This window comes from Pseudoalteromonas sp. Hal040 (assembly GCF_037162425.1).
In the GTDB taxonomy this organism is placed as follows: Bacteria; Pseudomonadota; Gammaproteobacteria; order Enterobacterales; family Alteromonadaceae; genus Pseudoalteromonas; species Pseudoalteromonas gelatinilytica.
Window position 1 is genome coordinate 3,340,306 of sequence record NZ_JARLUU010000001.1, and the last position, 19,974, is coordinate 3,360,279.

Sequence of the window (19,974 nt, forward strand, 5' to 3'; positions counted from 1 at the left end):
GATAAAATAGATGCAACTTTTTACGCTCAACACTGGCGACAACACGATGAGCGGAGTATGATAGGCAGTATCCGAGTAATTTAGTCAAGTATAGTCCGTTTTATGATCTCTATTTCTGAATCTGCACAATCTCATTTTGCTAAACTTTTAGCAGACCAAGCTGAACAAACGAACATCCGTGTGTTTGTAGTAAACCCAGGTACTTCGCAGGCTGAGTGTGGTGTTTCTTACTGCCCAGAAGACGCCGTTGAAGCGACTGATATTCGTCTACCATTTAATGGTTTTGATGCCATTGTTGATGCAGAAAGCGCCCCTTTCTTAGAAGAAGCTGAAATCGATTTTGTAACAGACAAAATGGGTACTCAGTTAACGCTTAAAGCGCCAAACGCAAAAGCACGCAAATTGAGCGACGATGCATCACTACAAGAGCGTGTACAACACATGCTTGAAACTGAAGTGAACCCACAGCTTGCAAACCACGGCGGCCAAGTTAGCCTAGTAGAAATTACAGCTGACGGTATCGCGGTACTGCAATTTGGTGGTGGTTGTAACGGTTGTTCAATGATTGATGTCACGCTTAAAGAAGGCATCGAAAAAGAAATGATCGCCAAGTTTGATGAAATCAATGGTGTAAGAGACATTACTGATCACCAATCTGGTGAGCACTCTTACTACTAACGGTATCTAAGCATGCTTAAAAGGTGGGTATTTCGCTTAGGTAGCGACCCCAAATTAAGCTTAAAACGCTTTCTTCGCGGCCTAGCACTGTTTGTGCTGGCCGTGATTTTTATTGCCATAGGTTACTATGGGCCTGCACTATTTCAGTTAATTGGCCTGATTATTTTAGCTCTCGCTTTATTCTTGGCAGGTTGGGGCTATTTAGGTATTTTTGCCAACCGTTTTGCACAAGTTTTAGAGCGCTCATCCCCAAAAGATCACGACCCCGATCTTTGGAAATAAATCTTCAGCGATAATTTACTCTAATAATTGCTGGTTGTTGACGATTCTACGGTAGCGAAACCACAGCGTTAATCCGCGCATCAGCATAAAGCTCGTCATCGCAAACCATAAACCATGATTTTGCCAACTACTCACTAGCCAAAACAGCCCAAAAAAGCCCACTAGAGCACTAAATAGCATAGTATTACGCATGTCTTTAGCACGGGTTAATCCCACAAATACGCCATCAAATAAGAAACAACCCATCGCCGCAATAGGCAATATAATCACCCAAGGCAGGTAAACCGTTGCGAGGCTGATAACTTCGGGCACATCGGTAAGTAAGCAAATAATTGCCTCGCCAAAGAATAAAAATATAAGGCTATAAAACAGCGCAAATAGCCCACCCCAAAACAGGCTTAATTTCACCCATAACTGTATGTGTTGGCTACTGTGTTCACCTTTGGCCTTTCCAACCTTTGCCTCACTCGCATAAGCAATACCATCAAGTGCAAAGCTCACCAACATTAAAAAGTTTAGCAATACCGCATTAGCCGCTAAGGTTGTTTCACCGATACGCGCGCCATAAAAAGTCATAAAGCTAAAACACAGTTGGAGTGCCAGTGAGCGAATAAAAATGTCGCGATTTAAGCTCACTAAATCAAGCAACTTAGCAACACTTAACCAGGCTTTCACGGCAAGGTTAACACCTTGTTTTTTCGCAAGTTGAGTAACGAGCATAAGTGCAAAACCGAGGGCGATATAATCAGCAATTAAAGACGCCCACGCAGCTCCAGCCACACCCCAATCAAGAAACACCACAAAATAAATATCTAGTACAATATTGGTTATATTGGTGATAAGTAATAAATAAAACGGCCCTCGACCATAATGCACCCCCAACATCCAACCAAGTAAAACCAAATTACATAAAGCAGCAGGTGCACTAAAAATACGAATCGAAAAATAGCTATTTGCTTGTTCTAAAACAGCTTCATTGGCATTTGATAAATATGCCATTAAGGATTGAATAGGTATACTCAGCGCAATTAAGAGCAGCGCAACCGCTGTCGCTAGTAACAAGCTGCGCTTTAATAGCTCGGCAAGTAAGGTGTGCTCGTGTTTACCATAAGCCTGTGCAACCAAGCCTGTGGTACTCATGCGCAAAAAGCCCGCTAGCCAAAATAATAACGAGATAACTGCTGAACCGAGCGCTATACCAGCCAAATAGTGCGCGCTTCCTAAGTGGCCGATTACAGCAGTATCAACTAAACCTAACATTGGCACGGTAATATTTGATAAAATCATCGGACCGGCTAATAACAGTAAACTTTTATGGTGTGCCTTATGACGTTTAAGAAAATGTTTCATGTAGTATTTGCAGTCCTGTTAGGTTTATCTTTGCGTGCCCATGGCGCAGTCATTCTACAGTATCATCATGTCAGTGAAACCCTTCCAGCGGTAACCAGCGTCAGCAGCGAAACATTCACTGAGCATATGCAATATTTACACGATCACAATTTTACGGTTATACCATTAAACGAGCTTATTACCTCACTACAAGCAGGCCAACCGCTAACAGATAAAACCGTCGCGATTACCTTCGACGATGGTTACAAAAATAACTATGAAGAAGCAGCGCCTATCTTAGAAAAGTTTGGCTACCCGTATACTATTTTCGTAAATCCTGAGCTTATTGATGAAGGTAAAAGCTATGTGATGACGTGGCAGCAATTAAAAGAGCTAGCAAATAAAAGGGCGTTAATTAGCAACCACACGCAAATTCATAATTATTTGCATCGCAAACAGCCGGGCGAAAGTGAAGAAGCATGGCTTGCTCGTACTAAGGAAGACATTTTATCTGCCCAGCAGCGCATTAAAGAAGAAATTGGCCATGATTACAAATACCTTGCTTACCCTTATGGCGAATTTAATAATTCATTGCAGCAGTTAGTTAAATCACTTGGATTTGTTGGCATCGGACAGCATTCAGGTGCTGTAGGTATCCATTCTGACTTTACTCGATTACCACGCTTTCCGGCATCAGGGTTTTATTCAAAGCTTGATACGCTTGCTACTAAACTCGACTCTCAAGCCTTCACTATCAAACAGCTTACCTACTCAGACAGCGTGACAGACGAAAACCCGCCAAGTTTAACGATGCAATTTGATATGCAGGACTTTCATAAAAGTCAGTTTGCTTGTTACGTCTCAGGCATTGGTCAAGCTGATTTAACCTGGATTAGTAAAGATACGGTGAAGATCACCTCACCTGAAAAACTGAAAAAAGGCCGCTCTCGCTTTAACTGCACGGCCCCTTCTATTGCGAAGAAAGGCAGTTATTACTGGTTCTCACAACCTTGGGTTATTGTACCTTAACCGCTTGTTTTAGCATTTGTGCTGTCACTTTATCAAGGCGAACCACTTCATTAGCCGCATTGAGCTCTACTGCGGCTTTTGGCATTCCCCACACCACAGACGATAATTCATCTTGCGCGATGGTGTAAGCTCCTGCTTGATTTAATGCCAATAAGCCTTGTGCGCCATCACTGCCCATACCGGTCAATAACGCCGCTACTGTCGCTTTAGGGCAAGCAACAACGAGGGAGTTAAATAGCACATCGACTGCTGGGCGATGGCGATTAACCAACTCACTCGAATCAAGCTGGCAAAACAGGCCTCCGGCTTTTTTCACCACACTTAAATGCTGATCACCCGGTGCAATGTACGCCCATCCCGGTTGCAGCTTATCGCCATGTTCAGCTTCTTTAACGTTTATTTTGCACGTTCTATCCATGCGCATCGCAAACGAGGTACTAAAAACCGGCGGAATATGCTGAGTAATCACAATCGGTGGACAATTTTCTGGCATGCGCACGAGTACTTCTTTAATTGCCTCGGTGCCACCCGTTGAAGCCCCAATGGCTAGTACGCTATTGGCCTTAAATTGCAATGTTGCTAAGGCGCTGTCGTCTTCAACTTTTAATTCTTTAAAGGCGCGTATTCTGGCACCTGCGGCAGTACGAACTTTTTGATGAAGCAAATGCGCATAGCGTTGCAGGTTTTCTGTGACATTGATGGTTGGCTTAGCAATAAAATCAACAGCACCAATTTCAAGGGCTTCCAATGTGATGGGTGAGCCTTTTGAGTCAGTGTTGAAATCATTACCACTGGCATAGGTCGCAGGCGCATCAAGTTTTTTAAAAAACTTAATCCATCCATTTTTGGCATTTCGATATCCAGTGTTAAGACATCGGGATTAAGGCGCTTAATTAAATCTCGGGCTTGATAAGGGTCTTCTGCCGCACCAACGACTTGAATGTCTTGCGCTTGCTCGAGAACTTCCTTGAGTAAACCACGGATCAAAGCAGAATCATCAACTATGAGTACTTTGATCATATGCTCTCCTAAAATAATTCAATATCCGTTTCTGCATCTTGCTGCTCAATATCGTGTAAGTATTTAATTTCACGTTTTTCAAGTTTATCAGAGTGCAATTCACGCATTTTTTTGACCTGAGCCTTGCCGGTTTGCGGATCAAACATCACCTTACGTGGCCAAGGTCCGCCAACATCATGGGATACTAAATCTAAACCTTCTTCAAGTACATAGGCATTTGCAAAACGAATGTTGCCAACACCAATATCCGTCATTGAACGGATAATCTTGCCACCGCCAAACAGTTTCACTTTGAGATTGCGTCTAGAAGCACCATTTTTTAGGATTTCATTGATCAAGTATTCCATTGCCCAGTTACCATAACGGCAGTTCAGGCTGTGTGCGTTGCTAGGATCAACGCCTTTTTCTGTTGGTAGCATAAAGTGATTCATACCACCAATGCCTAGACCTTCATCGTAAATGCACGCAGCAATACATGAACCTAGCACCGTTGTAATTAGTTCATCAGACTTGGAAACATAAAACTCGCCCGGCAATACTTTGGCAACCACTTTATGGCGCTTGCCATCCCAAAACCGCTTAACGTGATCAAAACCGGGAAGTACAGGTTTAAAATGACTACTCATAGACCACCTTTTTGATAGATAGTTTGGCCTAAATTCTTAAACTCTTTGTGATCCTTACCGAGGGTTTCTGAATGCCCTAAAAATAAGTGACCAGACTCGGTCAGTATGTCGTAATAACGTTTAAACAAAGTATCTTTTGTCGGTTTATCAAAGTAGATCACTACATTGCGGCAAAAAATAACATCAAAAGGCCCTTGCATTGGCCAGTTCTGTAATAAGTTTAGACGTTTAAAGAAAATATTCTTTTGCAGCTCAGGTTTTACTTTGTACAACTGACCATCGTGGCTTTTTAAAAACCAGCGTTTCAAATGACTTTGGTCTAAACCATTCACATTGGCAGCGGTATAGGTGCCGCCTTGCGCTTTAGCAAGTACATTTGAATCTAAGTCGGTCGCTAAAATTTTCACATCCCAATCAGATGGAAATAAACCGCTTAATGTCATGGCAATGGTATAAGGCTCTTCGCCCGTTGAACAACCAGCAGACCACACCCGTACGCGCTTTTGTTTGGCATTACTGACCAATAGTTTTGGCACTATGGTATTTTTTAGATAACTAAAATGATGTGGCTCGCGAAAAAAAGAAGTCAAGTTAGTGGTAATAGCATTGATAAACTCACTAAACTCTTGCTCTTTATTCTCTTCAAGAAAGTCTAAATATTCTTTAAAGTTCTTCAGTTTATGGTGGCGTATTCGCCTTGCTAAACGCGAGTAAACCATCTCGCGTTTATGCTCAGCTAAGACAATGCCGCAAGCATCGTACACTTGTGAGGAAATAGCTTTAAAGTCACTATCCGTTAGTAGAAACTCTTTCATGTGCCTGACCCTGCAGCTTTAGCATTAGATGCAATTAACTAGTTAGAATTAAATGGGGAAGAGTTTAAAACTCTTCCCACTCATCACTAGGGTCAACAAAGTTATTGCCTTTTGGTGCTGAGCGCACTGGTGAGCTCGGCTTTTTAGCTGCAGGCGCTGAACTTGCGCGGCTAGTAATATCCATCTCGTTATTTGATAACGAGAAGAAGTTTAACAAGCGGCGCATATCATTTGCTTGCTCAGCCATTGATTCGCCTGCAGCAGAGGCTTCTTCAACCAAAGCAGCATTTTGCTGGGTCATTTCATCCATTTGGGCAATGGCTTTATTAACCTGCTCAATACCAGAGCTTTGCTCTTCAGAAGCTTGGGCAATATCAGAAATCATAGCTGTTACTTTTTGTACAGCAGTGACAATCTCTTGTAATGTTGAACCTGATTCATTAACTAGTAATGTACCATCTTCAACTTTTCCAACACTGTCTCGGATCAATTCTTTGATTTCTTTTGCTGCGGCTGCTGAACGTTGCGCTAAGTTACGAACCTCACCTGCAACAACTGCGAAACCACGACCTTGCTCACCTGCTCGTGCAGCTTCGACTGCCGCATTCAATGCAAGTAGATTTGTTTGGAAGGCAATTTCATCAATAACACTGATGATGTCGGCAATCTTCTTACTTGATTCATTAATTGCCGACATACTGGTTACAGCGCGATTTACAACTTCACCACCTTTTTGTGCTTTAGTACGTGTTTCTTCAGCAAGTTCATTCACTTCTTTTGCATTATCAGCATTTTGACGAACCGTACTGGTCATCTCTTCCATGCTTGATGCTGTTTCTTCAAGTGATGAAGCCTGCTCTTCAGTACGTTGACTTAAATCAGCATTACCTTGTGAGATTTCTTCTGCACCACTGGCAACCAGCGTTGCTGAGGTATTAATGCGATTAATTACTTCCGTAAGCTTATCAGCCGTGGCATTTGCATCACGTTTTAGCTTATCGAATGAACCTTGATAGTCTTGCTCAATACGTTTTGATAAGTCACCGTTCGCCATAGCATCAAGCATATTGCCTGTGTCTTTTACTGCATCATCAACGATGCTGACAAGGCTATTTAAGCCCTGTGCTAAACGTAAGAAGAAACCTTGTTTACCCGCTTCTTCAACACGGGCTTCTAAGTCACCACTCCCCGCAGCAGCAACGAGACCTGCAATTTCTTTTTCAATCGCCACTTCAGCCGTTCTGTCTTCCCATTCAACGACCGTACCAATACGTTCGTTCTCAGGGGTAAAAATAGGGTTTGCGACCAAACCAAAAGTACGACCGCCAACTTGAATTTCAGTGCTGTAAGTACTGCTTAGCTTAGCAAGCATATTGCGTTGATGAGCTGGATTCTTGTGGAATACATCGATATTTTGACCCACTAGATTATTACTGTTGAAGTTAGGTAAATCTTTGCGTAGATCACTTTCAGCAATCTTCATCATGTTCAGAACCGCTTCGTTCATGTAAATAATGTTATTGCCAGAATCAGCAATCATGGTATTAGTTGCCACACGATCTAACGCGCGTCGAACACGAAGATTTTCTTCTGCTTCACGTTTTTCCGCTTCAGCTTTATTTACGCTATCAGTGATATCTTGCCACTCAACAATAGTGCCTAATCGCTTACCAGATGCGCTCACCCAAGGTGTCGCAATCAAGCTAAAAATAAGCCCTGCCAAACGCAATGTGGCTTTGTATGGTTCAGATAATGTTTTTAGTAATTCACGTTGATGCGATGGCTGTTTATGAAAATCATCAACACACGTGCCCACTAAATTTGCCACAGAAAAGCTAGGTAGCACTTTTTGTAGCGTTGATTCACGAGCTTGCAGCATTTGCTTTACTTGCTCATTAACGAAAATAATTTTTAAATCGTTATCGGCAATCATCACATTTGCTTGGCATACGCGCAGCTGCATTTGATAAATCAGCATCACGTTTTGACTGACGTTCAAGTTCTTTTTGAGGTGTGATGTCTGTAGCAAATTTGATAACTTTAGTGACATTACCATTGCTATCAATAATTGGGTTATAGGTGCCTTGGATCCAAACTTGTTTGCCATTTTTACCGACACGCTTAAATTCATCAACAAAGAATTCACCACTGCGTAATCGTTGCCAAAACTGTTGATACTCAGGGCTTTGCGACTCTTGTTCAGCAACAAACATAGAGTGGTGTTGCCCTTGGATCTCTTCGAGTCGGTAACCCATGGTGTTTAAGAAATTAGCATTGGCAGTAATGATCTGCCCCGACGGTTGAAACTCAATCATCGCTTGCGACTTTTTAAGTGCCGCAATAACTAAATCATTTTCCGACTCAACATTTTTAGGACTGCTAAACCATCCCATACCCTTCACCTTCTTGTTAATCTACCCAGTTAAATGTCCATTGTTTTTTGTAGGTCAAGTAATGCGACCATTTTCTCACCCACATTGACTAAACCCGCAACAAATTGCGCGTTGTCTGAGTCAGACAAATGTGGCACTGCCTTCGCTTCATGCTCAGCAATGCTATAGACATCCGAGACGGCATCAACGGCGATGCCCATAATTTTACATGTATTTTCAAGCTGTACTTTTAGAACAATTACAACGGTTAACGGCCCGTATTCGATGGCTGAAATACCAAAACGAAGCCTTAAATCAATAATCGGCACTATGGTGCCACGCAGGTTGATAACCCCTTTGACGAAATCCGGTGAGTTAGGGATCACCGTAATTTCTTCCCAACTGCGAATTTCTTGCACCGTTAAAATATCAACACCGTACTCTTCTTCGGCCATGAAGAAGGTTAAAAACTGTTTTACATCTTGATCTTGTTCAAGATTGAGCTTGTGATGCAGGTCGTCGTGCTGTGCAATCATGACGCCTCCAAATTTGCTTTTGATTCAATAATCAATTCCTGGCTCCCAGGCTTTCTAAGTCCAGATAATTTGATCAAACCACTAATATCTACAATCAATGAGACACGACCATCACCTAAAATTGTCGCCCCTGAGACACCATCAACTTTTTGATAATTGGCCTCTAAGCTTTTGATTACTACTTGCTGTTGCGACAATAAGTCATCAACTAATAAACCTACTTTTTGATTGTCACTTTCAACGACAACCAACAAGGTTTTATCAAGCGTTTCAATCGCCCCTTTATGATTGAAAATATTGTAAAGCCTTAAGATAGGGATATATTCATCACGTAAGCGCAGCACATCTAAGTCTTTGCCTACCCGACTCACTTTACTAATATCGATTTGCAATGACTCAATTATGGAAATCAGCGGAATGATATAAGTGTGCTCAGCAATCCGAACTAATTGCCCATCTAAGATAGCCAGCGTTAGCGGTAGACGAATTGTAAATGTCGACCCAACGCCAGGCGCAGAAGCCACTTCAACAGAGCCGCTTAGCGCTTCAATATTTCGCCTAACTACATCCATACCCACGCCACGACCCGATAAGTCGCTGACTTGGTCAGCAGTAGAAAACCCTGGTAAGAAAATAAGCTCATTGATTTCGTTATCAGACAACTCATCAGTTTCTGAAATTAGACCGTTTTTAATCGCCTTTTCACGGATCTTAGTGGTATTAAGGCCCTGACCATCGTCCATAATCTCAATAACAATATTGCCGCCTTGATGAAACGCATTCAAAGTCACAGTACCAACAGGGTTTTTACCCGCTGCAACGCGTTTATCAACAGTTTCTAAGCCATGGTCTAGGGAATTTCTCACTAGATGCACCATAGGATCAGAGATCTTCTCCATCACGGTTTTATCTAATTCGGTTTGTTCACCAAGTAACTTTAGCTCGACTTGTTTATCAAGCTTTTGCGAGATATCGCGTACTAAGCGTGGAAAACGACTAAACACAAAGCTGATTGGCAACATACGGATACGCATGACATTTTCTTGTAAGTCACGGGTATTATGTGCCAATTGTGCTAAGCCTTCTTGTAACGAGGCGATGGTTGCTTCAGTGATCTCTTGCTCACCCAATTGACTTAACATCGCTTGGGTAATCACTAATTCACCCACCATGTTGATCAGTGAATCAACTTTGTCGATACCAACCCTAATTGAAGTTGATTCGGCATTAGCCGTGGCAGCTTTAACTGGCACTGGCTTTTTAGGGTCTGTCGCTGCTTTAACAGCTGCAGGTTCAGTCTCTTGCGCTGGCGCAACCTCTTCAGCAACAGTTTCAACAGCTGCAACCTCTTCATCACCAAACAAACCACCGCATAGCGTGATAGTGATATCAGCGTCATCTTCAACCCATTCGAAAATTTCTTCGATGCAGCTTTGTTCTTTGTCTGTGGTTAAGAAAAAGCGCCACGACAGAAAACAATCTTCAGGGGCGAGGTTCGTAATATCTGGCACATCATCTTGAAAGGCTTGTGTTTCAAGTTCACCCAATTCCGCTAATTCACTGATCATGTACAGTGGTTCATTACCGGTTTTAAATAAATGATGGTGTGGTTTGAAATCGATTTGATAGGTATTAAAACTGCTTTCGCGAACAGTTTCTGGTGCTTGCTCTGGTGCTTTACTTGCAGCACGCATACCGAGAATTTCTTCGAACTTAACGCGCAGTTCATCTGCTTCTGTTAGGTCAGGTTGCTGCTCAGCTTGTAAAGCTCTAAGCAGCGCACGTAAACAGTCGACTGATTTTAGGAGTAAATTAACATGCTCAGCAGTAAGATCGCGGGAGCCTTCACGGATTTGATCTAACAGCGTTTCGAGAACATGAGTAAAATCTGCAACAGAACTAAAACCAAAAGTACCGCTACCCCCTTTAATTGAATGCGCGGCGCGAAAAATTGTATTTATGGTCTCTAAGTCTTCTTCGCCTGGCACTAAGTTTAATAACTCAGCCTCCATAGCATCGAGTCCTTCGAAGCTTTCTTCAAAGAACACCTCAAAAAATTGGCTTAGATCTATACTCATGCCCCGCTCCTATTATTAGCGAATCACTTTTTTCAATACCGCTAACAATTGCTCAGGATTAAATGGTTTAACAATCCAGCCCGTAGCCCCAGCAGCTTTACCTTCAGACTTTTTATCTAGTCCTGATTCTGTGGTCAGCATTAGTAAAGGTGTGAACTTATAATTAGGTAAGCTACGTAATTCACGAATAAGGGTAATGCCATCCATTACCGGCATATTCACATCAGAAATAACAGCATCAAAGCTTTGTTGTTTTGCAATATTTAATGCTTCACTGCCGTCTTTCGCTTCTGTCACATCAAAACCTGCTTTTTTAAGCGTAAAACCAACCATTTGGCGCATAGATGCAGAATCATCTACTGCTAAAATTCTTTTCATAAAAACCTCTTAATTGGCATTCTCAAGCACAAGATAATGGCTCAAGCCCAAACTATTAATTGCCTGTTGCAACGGCTTGCTCTCGCCAACCCAAATAATTTTGTGTTGCACCGAAAGCAAATGCTTCTGTAATGCACATAAAAGCTGAATTGATGCTGTGTCAGCACGGGTCACTTCACTGATATCCAGACAGATATCATCATTTGCTGACAACTCTTGGAGCAAATCTTGATGGAGTGTTTCGACCTGAGTAATAGCTAATTCAGTAGGGAGCTTTAACATTACTTATACTTTCCCTGCTTTAAACAATTCATAACAAAAGCTTAGACTGACTAAATAAAAATGCCATAATTTGAATCAAAAAATAGTAAAATTTTTTAGTAGCTTAGCCATTTATATCAAAAAAGGAAGCATTTCTTTTATTGAAAATGACTCCTCTTACCAAGAAAAATTACTCAGTGTAATAATCTGCTATTTTTTTGAACTCTTCAGTCAAAGTTGTGGCATTGATTAATGGCACATTGCCTTGTTTAAATTCAGGCTTAAAAATCGCACGAACCGCACCTTCGCCATCAACCATAACCACAGATGCACTGTGATCAACGGCATATTCCTGCTCATCACTGTCGTTAATCGCATAAATTAAGCCAAGCTCTCTAACAAATGGAAAAAGCTGTTTATGTGGACCTGATACCGCAAGAAACGCTGGGTTAAAGTAATCAATGTAAGCTTTTCGCTTTTCGGTTGTATCACGCTTTGGATCTACTGCAACAAACCACACTTGCACTTTATAGTCTTGGCTTAGCTGCTTTTGCACCGCAGTTAGCTTAGCCAACGTCATCGGACAAATATCTGGACAACTGGTGTAGCCTAAAAAGATTAAATTCCAATGCCCCATAAATTGGCTGTTATCAGCAGGCTCACCATGTTGATCGGTTAATAAAAACGGACTAATCGGCTTTGCTTGCTCATAAACCAGTGCTTCGACTTCAGGTGCGGTGTTGTTTTTACCACAACCGGTTACAAACAATACCGCACTAAAACATAAAAAAGCGACGATTCGCGTCATAAAACTAACCATTTATCAATGAATAAGGCGATAAAGAGTAGCATTAAATGCACGATTGAAAAACGAAATAAGTCCATTGCTGTATCATCTTTTGGGGCAATTTTTAGTTTTAGTGCTTTATAAATGAACACCGCGTTTAAAGCGCTTGCCCCTAGTAAGTAAATTAGCCCTGACATACCAATTAAATAAGGCAATACACATACCAAAGCAAGCAAAATGCTGTAGCCAACAACGCAGGTTTTACAAAACTCAATACCATGAGTAACAGGCAACATAGGGATTTTTGCTCGCTCATAATCGCTTTTACGTGCAATCGCTAATGCCCAAAAGTGTGGTGGAGTCCAAGTAAATATAATCATCACTAACAGCCAAGGAGCCGCAGCCATGTGGCCTGTTTCAGACACCCACCCTAACAGCGGCGGCATCGCACCCGCTAAACCCCCAATCACAATATTTTGTGGAGTAGCACGCTTTAAAAACGACGTGTATATAAAGGCATAGCCGACGAGTGCAAATAAAGTCAGAATTGCCGTGAGTGTATTAGCCCACACCATAAGCATAATGAAACCTAGCACGCCAATAACAGCTGCAAAGCTCAATGCATGCTGTTTACTGAGCCGACCTTTGGCCACAGGACGGTGTCGAGTACGTGCCATTTTGCTGTCGATTTCACTATCTACTACATGATTGATCACGGCAGCAGCGGCCGATAACAAACCAATACCCAACAAACTTGCAAGCTGCACAAACACGCCTCGTCCAACATCAGGCGCCAAAGCTAATCCAACCCATGCCGTTAGCACGAGCATCGCCACCACTTTAAATTTACTGATCGCTAAATAATCTTTCAGTAATTCTGAACTTTGGCTCAAAAAAGACTTTTCTGTACTTAGTAATAGTGCCATCACAGCCTCCTAGGTTCTTACTTTTAAGTGGAAGCATAGTCGTACCATGCTAAGCAGTAATAGTGCTGCCATTAAATTATGTGCAAGCGCAACACCTAACGGGAAATGCCAATGCACAACTGCAAGGCCTAAACAAATTTGGCATAGCAAAGCGACTAAGACCGTTACCGTGCAGTGCTTAATTTTTCGTGCGTAACATCGTGAATAAATGCGCCACATGATTAACGCTAATACCACACAGGTAACCAGTGCCCAAATACGGTGTAGCAGATGAATAGACATACGCGCTTGCTGCGATAACACGCCATATTCATAGGTACTATGCTCAAGCGGTAATTGAAACACGCTCTTTAAAGAAAACGGTTGCCCGTAGCTACACAGCGGTAAACCATTACAGTGTGGAGCAGCATAATTTGCAGCAAGCCAACCACCCAAGGCGATTTGCAGCACAAGTACCACCAACCCCACCAGAGCTAAACGATAATAGGGCTTTGCACCGCTATCACGACTTGCAATAGGCTCTGTAGTGAGGCGTAAATACAGCAGAAACACCAAAGATAAAATACTAAAGCCGCCAAGCAAGTGCCCCATAACAACCAAGGGCTGAAGGTTCATGGTTACTGTCCACATTCCTAGAGCAGCCTGAAACACAACCAACAATAAAAGTGCTAAAGGCAGTTTAACCGGTGTTGCTGGGTATTGGCGTTTTAACCAGGCAAAAACAAACAAGGCTAAAATAAGTAAACCGAGGGCACCGGCAAAATAGCGATGGATCATTTCTTTCCACGCTTTTGCGGCTTCAAACATCATATCAGGGTAGTTTTGTTCAACATGTAATAAAGCACTTTCATGTTTTGGTACAGTCAAAAAACCGTAGCAACCTGGCCAATCAGGACAACCAAGCCCTGCATCACTGAGACGAGTGTAAGCACCAAGCCCCACAACCAGAATTGAGAAGAAACACGTAATTAAGACAAGGTATTTATAATTTTTATACATCTTTATCCCCTTACTGAGGTTTAGCTCGAACGCGCATAGTTAAGTAATTTTTTTAAATCTTTCAGTAAGCCTTTTTGAATGAGTCTGTTTTGTTCGGGCTCAGCAGTGTAAGGGTAATGCAGCACCACCAATCCCATGTGATCAACCAAGTATAAGTCTCCCGCTTTCAGTTCAGGATTTGCCGCTAAAAGACGCCAACTTGCTGATACTTGCTGTTGATTTGTCAGTACAGCAACATCCACTTTTTGCTGATTTTTACCTAACGCGACATACAAGTTATCGAGACTCGCAAGCTGGCTTTCACAAATAGCACGGCACTCTTTGGGGTAGTTGAGCGCTATAGTCCATTGTTTGGGCTCACCGTGTTTCCAATCTGCTAATTTCACTTCTTCACTTAAAAGCTCACCGTAATTACTTGAACCACTCGGTAACCAGTCGAGCTTTAGTGCTGCATATGCCAGTGCCAGCGGCACAAAACAACAAAGTGCAAATAAACTAAGTGGGTTTATTTTCATAACCTCTCCTTCTCATCGCAAAATAAGCAATTACGACACACGCTAAACCAATTAACAGCCATTGCACGGCATAGGCGTAGTGTTTATCAGGCCCCATCACGACACTTTTATAATGCGGGGTTGCGATACTATCTGCTTCATTACGATAACCAATAAAACCTTGTACAGGCTCTGCCAACTGAGCACTAAAAATCGCTAAATCAATACCTTGAATACGCTTTGGCCAGCCTTGTTCTGCACCAATTTGATCTGCTAGCGTAAAGCCTTTTAAGTTGCCTTGCTTTAATTGCACAGTAGCAGCAAACGTGGCTGTGCTTGGCCATGCAACTACAGGTAACTGGTTTCGATCTTGAGGGGCTTTAAGCCAGCCAAAATTAACGATTAATGGTATTTTTTCACCTGCAATTGTTACCGCTGCCAGTAAGTCATAACCCACTTGCCCTTGATAAATTTGATTATCTAGCAACCAGTAATGCTGTTTATTTACCTCGCCAGAAACCTTTACTTGCAAGCCCGTTTTATTCAAATCTGCTGGCAAGCTTTGCAGTGCTTGCCAGTTCATAACTCCTTGCTCTTTTGAAACGGCTAACTGACTTAATTGTTGCTGCTTTTGTTCGCCTCGCTGGTATTGCCAAACACTGAGTCGTAAACAAATAAGCACTGCAAGTACTACAACGCAAATTGCGATAATTGAGCTAAGCTTTTGTTTACGCCATAAAATCAACTGCATTTGGAAGACCTAACATGATTAAAATCATCATTGTGTTGTTATTGTTATATATCGTGTTCAACCTATTTAGAGCCTTGTTTGTGATGATGTCAGCAAAAGAGCACTCAAAGCCCATGTCTCATTATTTAGGTCGTCGAGTGCTGTTTTCGGGTGTTGTACTGATCATCATCATTGCAGCCTTAAAACTGGGTTTAATTCAAACCAACCCGTCACCCATTCACAAAGCTACAGCACGTACACAAATACAAATAAACACAGCCACACCACATCTACAAAGTGCCAATACCAAGCAGCTGCTTGAAAGGCAAAGTGCTTATCACTCGTGAAGTGGCCTTTAAAAATTCGCAGTAATACAACTAACAGTATGATGGTACCCAAGGTCACGTGCATTCCGTGGAAACCGGTTAACAAGAAGAAGGTATTACCATAAACCCCCGCATCTAAGGTCAAACCTAGATCTTGATAGGCATGCATATATTCATAGGCTTGCAGGCCTAAGAAAATGGCTCCCAGAACTACCGTCATCGATAAAAATACCTTTAGAGCGCCGCGCTTATTGTTTTCCATAGCAACATGGGCAAAATGAATTGTGACCGATGAGGTAAGTAGAATCAGCGTATTGATCAGGGGTAGACCTTGCCAGCCCATAGCCTGTGTGGTCTCGCCCGCTGGCGTAGTTAATAGCGGCCACACTGCGTCGAAGGTAGGCCATAGCACTTCGTTGGTCATGGCATTATTGCCAGCGCCACCAAGCCAAGGCACTGAAATCATACGGGCATAAAAGAGAGCGCCAAAAAACGCCATGAAAAACATCACTTCAGAAAAAATAAACCAGCTCATACCTTGTCTAAATGAACGGTCCATTTGTGCTGAGTAAAGCCCTTGGTGAGACTCTTCAATAACATTTTTAAACCAGCTAAATAGCATATAAAACAAGATAGCTAGGCCCAGATATAAAACATACTGTGCACCACTGGCCTCACTGCTTGCTTGCATCACAGTTAAACCGGCACCCACAGCAATTAAAAACATTGCGATGGCGCCAACTATTGGCCAAGGGCTTTGTGCTGGAACATAATATTTTTCGTAATTTTGATTCATTTTGTTTGCTCCCAATTAGCAATTAGCTTGGCGGCTTTTAATCGTTTTTAGCCACAATCTGCCCGCTAATATCAAACATGGTGTACGACAATGTCAGTTCCTCAACATCGTCGGGTAATTCAGTATCAACATAAAACAGCAAGGTAAATTCAACTTCTTCACCTGCCTTTAAAGGTTGTTGATCAAAACAAAAACAGGCAATTTTATGTAAGTACTTGGCCGCTTTTCCCGGTGATACTGATGGAATTGCTTGCATGACTTTGTCTTCATTACTGGTGTTTTTTGCTGAGAACTTAACTTCTCGCATTGCGCCTGGTTGCACCGATACGCTGTACTGCTCAGACTGCACCTTAAATGGAGCGCCACTTTGAGCATGCGTCGTAAAACTGACATCAACTTGGCGTTGTGTATTTATTGTTTCACTTGCGCTAGCTTGCTCAAGAGATGGCTTACCGTTTAATCCTGTAACATCGCAAAACACGTCATAAAGCGGCACCAGAGCGAAAGCAAATGCGAACATGAGTAAGCATGTGATCAGCAATTTCTTTAGCAAAGGTGCATGGTTCATTACTTGATCTCCGGCGGTGTTTCAAAGGTGTGATAAGGCGCTGGAGAATCAACCTCCCATTCCAGACCTTCGGCACCTTCCCACACTTTGGCAGGTGCTTTTTCGCCCCTCTGGCGCACTTGAATACCACCAGTACAAACAATAGTTGTGATAGCCCAAATGCAAAGCCACCAATACTGATAATGGCGTTAAAATCAGCAAACTGCAGAGCATAGTCAGGGATACGACGTGGCATACCCGCAAGGCCAACAAAATGCATAGGGAAGAACAATACGTTGACACTAATTAGCGATAGCCAGAAATGCCATTTCGCTAGTGTTTCGTTGTACATGTTGCCTGTCCATTTTGGTAGCCAGTAATAAGCTCCCGCCATAATAGAGAACACGGCGCCTGTAACTAACACATAATGGAAATGTGCCACCACAAAGTAGGTATCGTGATACTGGAAGTCAGCCGGAGTAATCGCGAGCATCAAGCCAGAGAAACCACCCAAAGTGAACAACACGATAAAGGCGATGGCAAACATCATCGGAATTTCAAAACTAATTGAGCCGCGCCACATAGTAGCCACCCAATTAAACACCTTAACCCCTGTGGGTACCGAAATGAGCATGGTTGCGTACATGAAGAACAACTCACCGGCTACAGGCATCCCGGTAGTGAACATATGGTGTGCCCATACAATAAAACTCAAAAGAGCAATCGATGAGGTTGCATACACCATAGAAGCGTAGCCAAATAACTTTTTGCGTGAAAAGGTTGGCACAATAGTCGAAATAATACCAAAGGCCGGCAAAATCATGATGTACACTTCAGGGTGACCGAAGAACCAGAAAATGTGCTGGAACATCACGGGGTCGCCCCCTCCCGCGCCATCAAAAAAGCTCGTTGCAAAGTATTTATCGGTCAACACCATAGTGACCGCCCCTGCTAGAACAGGCATAACAGCAATTAACAAAAATGCAGTGATTAACCATGTCCATACAAATAGCGGCAGCTTCATCCACGTCATACCCGGCGCTCTTAGATTGACGATAGTCACGATAACGTTAATCGCCCCCATAATTGAGCTGATACCCATGATATGTACGGCAAATACAAACAGTGCAGTGTTATCGTTACTGTAAGTGGTGGAAAGTGGTGCGTAGAATGTCCAGCCAAATGCAGGACCGCCCCCGGCATGAGTAAAGAAGCTAGCAGGATTAAAAATGCGAAAGGTAATATCCAAAAGCTCCAGTTGTTCATGCGCGGCAGCGCCATATCAGGTGCACCAATCATCATAGGCACCATCCAGTTAGCAAGCCCAGTAAATGCGGGCATAACAGCGCCAAACACCATGATCAAACCATGTACCGTGGTCATTTGGTTAAAAAAGTGCGGATCGACTAACTGTAATCCTGGCTGAAATAGTTCAGCGCGGATCACCATAGCCATCGCTCCACCAATCAAGAACATGGTAAGAGAAAAAATCAGATATAAACTCCCAATGTCTTTATGATTGGTGGTGTAAAGCCAACGCTTAAACCCTTTCGCAGGATGATGATGGTCGTGATGCGCATGCCCAGTTGCTTGCTCATTAATAACGTTACTCATTATTTCGCCTCCGCTGCTGCATCAATCGCGGCTTGAATTTGACTCGGTTGGATCACATCGCCAGTATCATTACCCCATGCATTTCGCTTATAGGTAATAACCGCAGCAAGTTGCTTAATTGAAAGCTGCTTATCAAACGCTTGCATCGCCGTACCAGGGCGGCCATGTAACACAACATCAATGTGGTCTTTCACATCACCTAACACGATTGGGCTGCCTTTCAACGCAGGAAACACGCCCGGCAACCCCATACCTGTTGGCTGATGACAAGCGGCACAACTAGCCATGTAGACTTGCTCACCCAAGGTCATGAGCTCTTCTTTTGGTAATGTTTGATCGAGTAAAGCTGCATCAGCGGCTGCTGCATTGGCTTTTTCTTGTTTGGCATCAGCAAGCCAATTAGCAAACTCATCTTCAGGAAGGGCTTTCACTACAACGGGCATAAAGCCATGATCTTTACCGCATAACTCTGCGCATTGACCACGATACACACCCGGCTCGTTAATACGTGTCCACGCTTCATTAATAAACCCTGGGTTTGCGTCCTTTTTAACCGCAAAGTCAGGCACCCACCACGAATGAATCACATCGTCAGAGGTCATTAAAAAGCGAACTTTTTTATTGATAGGCAGTACCAAGGGTTTATCAACTTCAAGCAAATAATGCTCAGTTTTTTCTGCTTGGTTGTCTATTTGGTCTTTCGGTGTAGCTAGAATTGAGTAGTAGGCAATATCTTCACCCATGTACTCGTAATGCCATTTCCATTGCGAGCCAGTCACTTTAATTGTGATATCGGCTTTAGAGGCATCTTCCATAGCAATGAGGGTTTTTGTTGCAGGCACAGCCATCGCGATTAGTATAACAAACGGAATGGCAGTCCAAAGTATTTCAACTTTTGTACTTTCATGAAATTGGGCTGGCTTAGCCCCTTTAGATTTACGGTGGTGTATTAAAGCCCAAAACATCACCGCAAAAACGATGATGCCAATCACACAACAGATAATAAATATCGTCATGTGTAACTCATAAACATTATTACTTATATCAGTCACCCCTTTACGCATATTGAATTGGCTGTTTGCCAATGCAAATTGCACAGGTGCGAGTAATATAAGCCACAAGGCGTAACGCAGTTTACCCATGTGACGGCTCCTTTAAATGCTATTGCAAGACGCAAAGCGAAAAGGCGTTACAGCAAGGTGCCCATTCGTATTTTTATTGTTTAGAGCGAATTCGTATCATCACGACGCAATGAAATGATACAAGCCCGTTGTATAACTCCCTGACACGTTTAGGTGTGTCAATTTCGTAAATAGGTGTTAATACAATGTACTAACCAATTAGTTAAAAA

At 42.6% G+C, this 19,974-nt stretch carries 19 protein-coding genes and 3 pseudogenes; 4 read left to right on the plus strand and 18 right to left on the minus strand.

What is annotated here, in order from left to right; all coding sequences use genetic code 11:
- Positions 1-102 precede the first annotated feature (102 nt).
- Positions 103-678, plus strand: coding sequence for a Fe-S biogenesis protein NfuA (nfuA, locus tag P4S60_RS15525; protein WP_063702428.1), 576 nt, complete (start codon positions 103-105; stop codon positions 676-678).
- 12 nt (positions 679-690) lie between these two features.
- Positions 691-960: a hypothetical protein gene (locus P4S60_RS15530; protein ID WP_337116531.1), complete on the plus strand. Its 270-nt coding sequence runs from the start codon at positions 691-693 to the stop codon at positions 958-960.
- Between the two features lie 15 nt (positions 961-975).
- Here P4S60_RS15530 and dinF read toward each other — a convergent pair whose 3' ends face one another.
- Positions 976-2,310, minus strand: coding sequence for an MATE family efflux transporter DinF (dinF, locus tag P4S60_RS15535; RefSeq protein ID WP_337116532.1), 1,335 nt, complete (start codon positions 2,308-2,310; stop codon positions 976-978).
- On the opposite strand from dinF, the gene P4S60_RS15540 reads away from it, so the two are divergent.
- The gene (locus P4S60_RS15540; RefSeq protein WP_337116533.1) at positions 2,287-3,318 is read left to right on the plus strand and encodes a polysaccharide deacetylase family protein; all 1,032 of its coding nucleotides are present in this window, start codon (positions 2,287-2,289) and stop codon (positions 3,316-3,318) included. The two genes, dinF and P4S60_RS15540, sit on opposite strands and share 24 nt — an antisense overlap.
- Here P4S60_RS15540 and P4S60_RS15545 read toward each other — a convergent pair.
- The 13 genes and pseudogenes from P4S60_RS15545 to P4S60_RS15605 form a co-directional block, all read right to left on the minus strand.
- Positions 3,305-4,338: pseudogene (locus tag P4S60_RS15545) on the minus strand (protein-glutamate methylesterase/protein-glutamine glutaminase). The gene P4S60_RS15540 and the pseudogene P4S60_RS15545 sit on opposite strands and share 14 nt — an antisense overlap.
- An 8-nt stretch (positions 4,339-4,346) precedes the next feature.
- Positions 4,347-4,964 (minus strand): chemoreceptor glutamine deamidase CheD, encoded by a 618-nt coding sequence (gene cheD / locus P4S60_RS15550; RefSeq protein WP_337116534.1) that lies wholly within the window; start codon positions 4,962-4,964, stop codon positions 4,347-4,349.
- A complete protein-coding gene (locus P4S60_RS15555; RefSeq protein ID WP_337116535.1) occupies positions 4,961-5,779 on the minus strand; it encodes a CheR family methyltransferase in 819 nt (272 codons plus the stop codon). Before P4S60_RS15555 ends, cheD begins: the two co-directional genes overlap by 4 nt.
- A gap of 64 nt (positions 5,780-5,843) precedes the next feature.
- Positions 5,844-8,172: pseudogene (locus tag P4S60_RS15560) on the minus strand (methyl-accepting chemotaxis protein).
- A 29-nt stretch (positions 8,173-8,201) separates the two neighbouring features.
- On the minus strand, positions 8,202-8,687 hold the full coding sequence (locus tag P4S60_RS15565; RefSeq protein WP_337116536.1) for a chemotaxis protein CheW: 486 nt from the start codon (positions 8,685-8,687) through the stop codon (positions 8,202-8,204).
- Entirely contained in the window at positions 8,684-10,765 is a 2,082-nt protein-coding gene (locus P4S60_RS15570; RefSeq protein ID WP_337116537.1) for a chemotaxis protein CheA, read from the minus strand. The genes P4S60_RS15565 and P4S60_RS15570 overlap by 4 nt, the downstream gene beginning before the upstream one ends.
- A 15-nt stretch (positions 10,766-10,780) precedes the next feature.
- A complete protein-coding gene (locus P4S60_RS15575) occupies positions 10,781-11,143 on the minus strand; it encodes a response regulator (protein ID WP_063702446.1) in 363 nt (120 codons plus the stop codon).
- A 9-nt stretch (positions 11,144-11,152) separates the two neighbouring features.
- Positions 11,153-11,425 carry an STAS domain-containing protein gene (locus tag P4S60_RS15580; RefSeq protein ID WP_063702448.1) on the minus strand — a complete coding sequence of 91 codons (273 nt, stop codon included), beginning with the start codon at positions 11,423-11,425 and terminating at the stop codon, positions 11,153-11,155.
- Between the two features lie 169 nt (positions 11,426-11,594).
- Positions 11,595-12,212, minus strand: a complete 618-nt coding sequence (locus P4S60_RS15585) for an SCO family protein (RefSeq protein ID WP_337116538.1) — start codon at positions 12,210-12,212, stop codon at positions 11,595-11,597.
- Positions 12,209-13,117 (minus strand): heme o synthase, encoded by a 909-nt coding sequence (gene cyoE, locus P4S60_RS15590; RefSeq protein ID WP_337116539.1) that lies wholly within the window; start codon positions 13,115-13,117, stop codon positions 12,209-12,211. The genes P4S60_RS15585 and cyoE overlap by 4 nt, the downstream gene beginning before the upstream one ends.
- Before the next feature lie 9 nt (positions 13,118-13,126).
- Positions 13,127-14,116 (minus strand): COX15/CtaA family protein, encoded by a 990-nt coding sequence (locus tag P4S60_RS15595; protein WP_337116540.1) that lies wholly within the window; start codon positions 14,114-14,116, stop codon positions 13,127-13,129.
- Positions 14,117-14,136: 20 nt separating this feature from the next.
- On the minus strand, positions 14,137-14,631 hold the full coding sequence (locus P4S60_RS15600; protein WP_337116541.1) for a transmembrane cytochrome oxidase associated protein: 495 nt from the start codon (positions 14,629-14,631) through the stop codon (positions 14,137-14,139).
- Positions 14,612-15,361: an SURF1 family protein gene (locus P4S60_RS15605; RefSeq protein WP_337116542.1), complete on the minus strand. Its 750-nt coding sequence runs from the start codon at positions 15,359-15,361 to the stop codon at positions 14,612-14,614. Before P4S60_RS15605 ends, P4S60_RS15600 begins: the two co-directional genes overlap by 20 nt.
- 14 nt (positions 15,362-15,375) lie before the next feature.
- Between P4S60_RS15605 and P4S60_RS15610 the strand changes: the two genes are divergently transcribed.
- Positions 15,376-15,687 carry a DUF2909 domain-containing protein gene (locus P4S60_RS15610; RefSeq protein WP_188731620.1) on the plus strand — a complete coding sequence of 104 codons (312 nt, stop codon included), beginning with the start codon at positions 15,376-15,378 and terminating at the stop codon, positions 15,685-15,687.
- Here the strand turns inward: P4S60_RS15610 and P4S60_RS15615 are convergent.
- From P4S60_RS15615 to coxB, 4 genes and pseudogenes are all read right to left on the minus strand, one after another.
- Positions 15,587-16,462 (minus strand): cytochrome c oxidase subunit 3, encoded by an 876-nt coding sequence (locus P4S60_RS15615; RefSeq protein ID WP_105174378.1) that lies wholly within the window; start codon positions 16,460-16,462, stop codon positions 15,587-15,589. The genes P4S60_RS15610 and P4S60_RS15615 overlap by 101 nt on opposite strands.
- A 37-nt stretch (positions 16,463-16,499) precedes the next feature.
- Positions 16,500-17,030, minus strand: coding sequence for a cytochrome c oxidase assembly protein (locus P4S60_RS15620; RefSeq protein ID WP_063702462.1), 531 nt, complete (start codon positions 17,028-17,030; stop codon positions 16,500-16,502).
- A pseudogene (locus P4S60_RS15625) lies at positions 16,945-18,623 on the minus strand (cytochrome c oxidase subunit I). The gene P4S60_RS15620 and the pseudogene P4S60_RS15625 overlap by 86 nt, the downstream one beginning before the upstream one ends.
- The gene (gene coxB / locus P4S60_RS15635; RefSeq protein ID WP_063702467.1) at positions 18,623-19,765 is read right to left on the minus strand and encodes a cytochrome c oxidase subunit II; all 1,143 of its coding nucleotides are present in this window, start codon (positions 19,763-19,765) and stop codon (positions 18,623-18,625) included. Before coxB ends, P4S60_RS15625 begins: the two are co-directional and overlap by 1 nt.
- Positions 19,766-19,974 lie beyond the last annotated feature (209 nt).